Source organism: Sulfurihydrogenibium sp. (genome assembly GCF_027448985.1).
Lineage (GTDB): Bacteria > Aquificota > Aquificia > Aquificales > Hydrogenothermaceae > Sulfurihydrogenibium.
On record NZ_DAIDMN010000119.1, the window covers coordinates 1 to 2,870 of the forward strand.

3 protein-coding genes are annotated in these 2,870 nt (G+C 37.5%); all 3 read right to left on the reverse strand.

Going from position 1 to position 2,870, the window contains the following annotated elements; translation table 11 throughout:
* On the reverse strand, positions 1 to 832 hold an 832-nt coding region (locus NE054_RS07690), incomplete at its 3' end, for a thiamine pyrophosphate-dependent enzyme (protein ID WP_297890336.1).
* 26 nt (positions 833 to 858) lie between these two features.
* The gene (locus tag NE054_RS07695) at positions 859 to 2,028 is read right to left on the reverse strand and encodes a transketolase C-terminal domain-containing protein (protein ID WP_297890338.1); all 1,170 of its coding nucleotides are present in this window, start codon (positions 2,026 to 2,028) and stop codon (positions 859 to 861) included.
* A gap of 36 nt (positions 2,029 to 2,064) precedes the next feature.
* A complete protein-coding gene (locus NE054_RS07700) occupies positions 2,065 to 2,775 on the reverse strand; it encodes a carbon monoxide dehydrogenase beta subunit family protein (RefSeq protein ID WP_297890340.1) in 711 nt (236 codons plus the stop codon).
* Between the last annotated feature and the right edge of the window lie 95 nt (positions 2,776 to 2,870).

The window sequence follows — 2,870 nt, forward strand, 5'->3', positions numbered from 1 at the left end:
ATTGCTCAAGGTATTCTTTTACATCATCTCTCATCCATTCATAGAAGGAAAAGTCCTCTTTTTCCCTTTTTCTTGCATCCTCTAAGACTTTCTCTGTTGGGATTGAGTATTCAATGTTACAAGATGTATAAGCATGAATGAAAGTAGGACCAAAATGTCTTGCAGCTAATATAGCTCTTTTTATTGTTTTTGCTAATCTTTTAGGATTTGTAGGTGATATTCTCGCAACATATACACATCCTGCGGCTTTAGCAAGTTCTACTGCATTTATTTTATCAAACTTTTTACCTTTTGGAGCCATTTTGAGCTGTATTCCTTTTCTTGTCATACCACTTTCTTGGCCGGTGTTTCCATAGACTTCGTTGTCTACCATTATTGTTGTGAAGTTTTCTCCTCTAAACCATGAGTGCATTGTCATTCCAAATCCTATATCCATTAGACCACCGTCACCAGCAACTACGATAACATCTTTTTCTTTATCTGGGAATCTGATTTTTAAAGCTCTTTTTAATCCAGATGCTACCGCGTTTGTATCTCCGTAGTTTCCGTAAATAAATGGAACCGCCGCTTGAGATAAAGCTAATCTTGCACATCCGGCAGTACCTATTACAATAGAATCTTCAGGGTTAGGAAGAGATGCATAAAACACTCTAACAAAGTATGCCATAAAGCATCCAGCACACATAGGATGTTCTTCCAATAACTCTTTGAATGTACCAAGTTCTTGTATATCGTACTCTTTACCGAACTGGCCATATTTTACCAATTCTACATAATCTTTGGGCATATAGTCTTCAAAACCTGTTGTTATTTTAACGTATTCTAAACCCATAACTATTACCTCCTATAATTAATTAATTAAACTAATACTTTTCTTTCTTTTTTGACGCCTAATATTTTGTAAATCTCGTCCATGATGAGCTCGGTAGGTAATGTCATACCTCCGTAAACTCTTGGACCACCTACAACTCTATCGTTGTTAGGTATTACAGATTTAACTTCACGAGCCAACCATCCTACTATGTTATGTTCTGGAACTACTATACCTTTTGCATTTTTTAGAACTTCTCTTATTTCTTTTTCAGGGAATGGTCTAATTGATTTGACTTTTACCAATCCTACGTTTAAACCTTCTAACTGAGAGTATCTAACAGCTTCTCTAGCTTGTGCAGCGGCACATCCAGATGCTACGACAAACACTTCCGCGTCTGGATTTACAACTTCGATAGGACCACCTAAGTACTTATAGATGTACTTCATAGCTCTTGCGTTTGAGGACCATATTTCCTGTTGCCATACAGCGTGTATTAAATAACTCATAAAGTTAGATTTTTGAACTGGAGCATCTCTTTGAATTCTTGCTGGTGGTACTTCGTTATCAGTTGGTGGAACAGGTGCCTTGTATGGGTTTCTTGGTGGTAACTTCATATCTTCTGGAGTCATGTTAACGTAACCTTTAGCGTGGGTAACGAAGAAACCTTCTGTTGCTACTGCAACTGGTATATAAACATCAACCATCTCAGCTATTGCAAAAGCTGCTAATGTAAAGTCAAAAACATCTTGTTGGTTTTCCGCATGTAGTACAACGGCTCCACAGTTTAATAGGTAGGAAATTTCTACGTTATCTGGCTGAATAGACAAAGGAGCGTTAACTACCCTTGTTAAAACACCTAAAACAGCAGGTATTCTATGTCCTGGCCAAGATGCTATAGCTTCCAAACCTCTTAGCAATCCTGGTCCAGAAGTAGCAGTAAATACTCTCACACCACCTCTTGCTGCACCTGCTATTGCAGAAAATGCTCCATACTCTTCTTCCGCTCTATAGTAATCTTTCAAGTAACCTTGTGCGTAAAGGTCTCCAACAAGGTGCATAACTTCTGATTGAGGAGTTATAGGATAAGCTATAGCCATATCTACGTTAGCTCTTCTTATAGCTTCCGCCATTGCTTGAGCACCGGTGATAAATTTACGCTCTCTTGGAGCTTCCAATAAAAGATAATCTGTATCTACAACTTTTTGTTCTGGCATGGTTTTACCTCCAAATTTATTTAAAGTGTCAAAAAATTACTCTGTATCAGTTACAGTTTCACCTTTTTTAGGTAAAAGTAAAAATGCGTACTCTCCATAGTCGTGGAATGATATAGTTTCCCAGTTTTCTTTTGGCAATGAAGGATTTGGTGGTGGTAATTTAGGTTCCCACTGAATTCCCAACTTATTTCTTTCTTCTACTAAGATATCTCTGAATTTTCTGATTTTTTCTCCGTGAGCATCTCTTATTGTTGCATGAGCCTCTTCGTGTCCAAGTTCTCCACATATAGCTATCGTAAAGCAGTTTGTTCCTGCTCTAATCATTCTTAGTGATAGATTAGCATAGTGACAGTGTACACCTACAAAGATACAAGCTTCTATTTTGTTATGTAAAATGGTAAGGTTTGGGTGGTTTGGGTTTATCTCTGCTTCAGGGTCTATTTTAGGATATTTAGGTCTGTAGTCTGGCATTGGAATGATTCTACAGTTAGGTATTTCCTTTGCTAGTTCTAAAATTGCATCAGCTTCTTCAAATGCTGATGGGCTCCATCCCCAAAGAATTTTTGGACCTGGGAATATTGTAGGATTAGGCCTTGTAAGTAAAGCTCTTGCAGCTTCCCTCATTGCAACTTCTTCATCTACTTCTTCACCGTAAAGCAAGCCTTTATCCGGTTGAGATGGTAGAGCTACACCTTCCATTGCAGCTGCTTTTGGGATATAACCTTCTGGACCTACTAAGACTTTCATTTGTGACCTCCTATTTGAGATTTAAAAATAATATAACAGCGTTTTATTTCTAAGTCAATATTTTTAACTAAAATACTCTTTTTATAAGATATTTC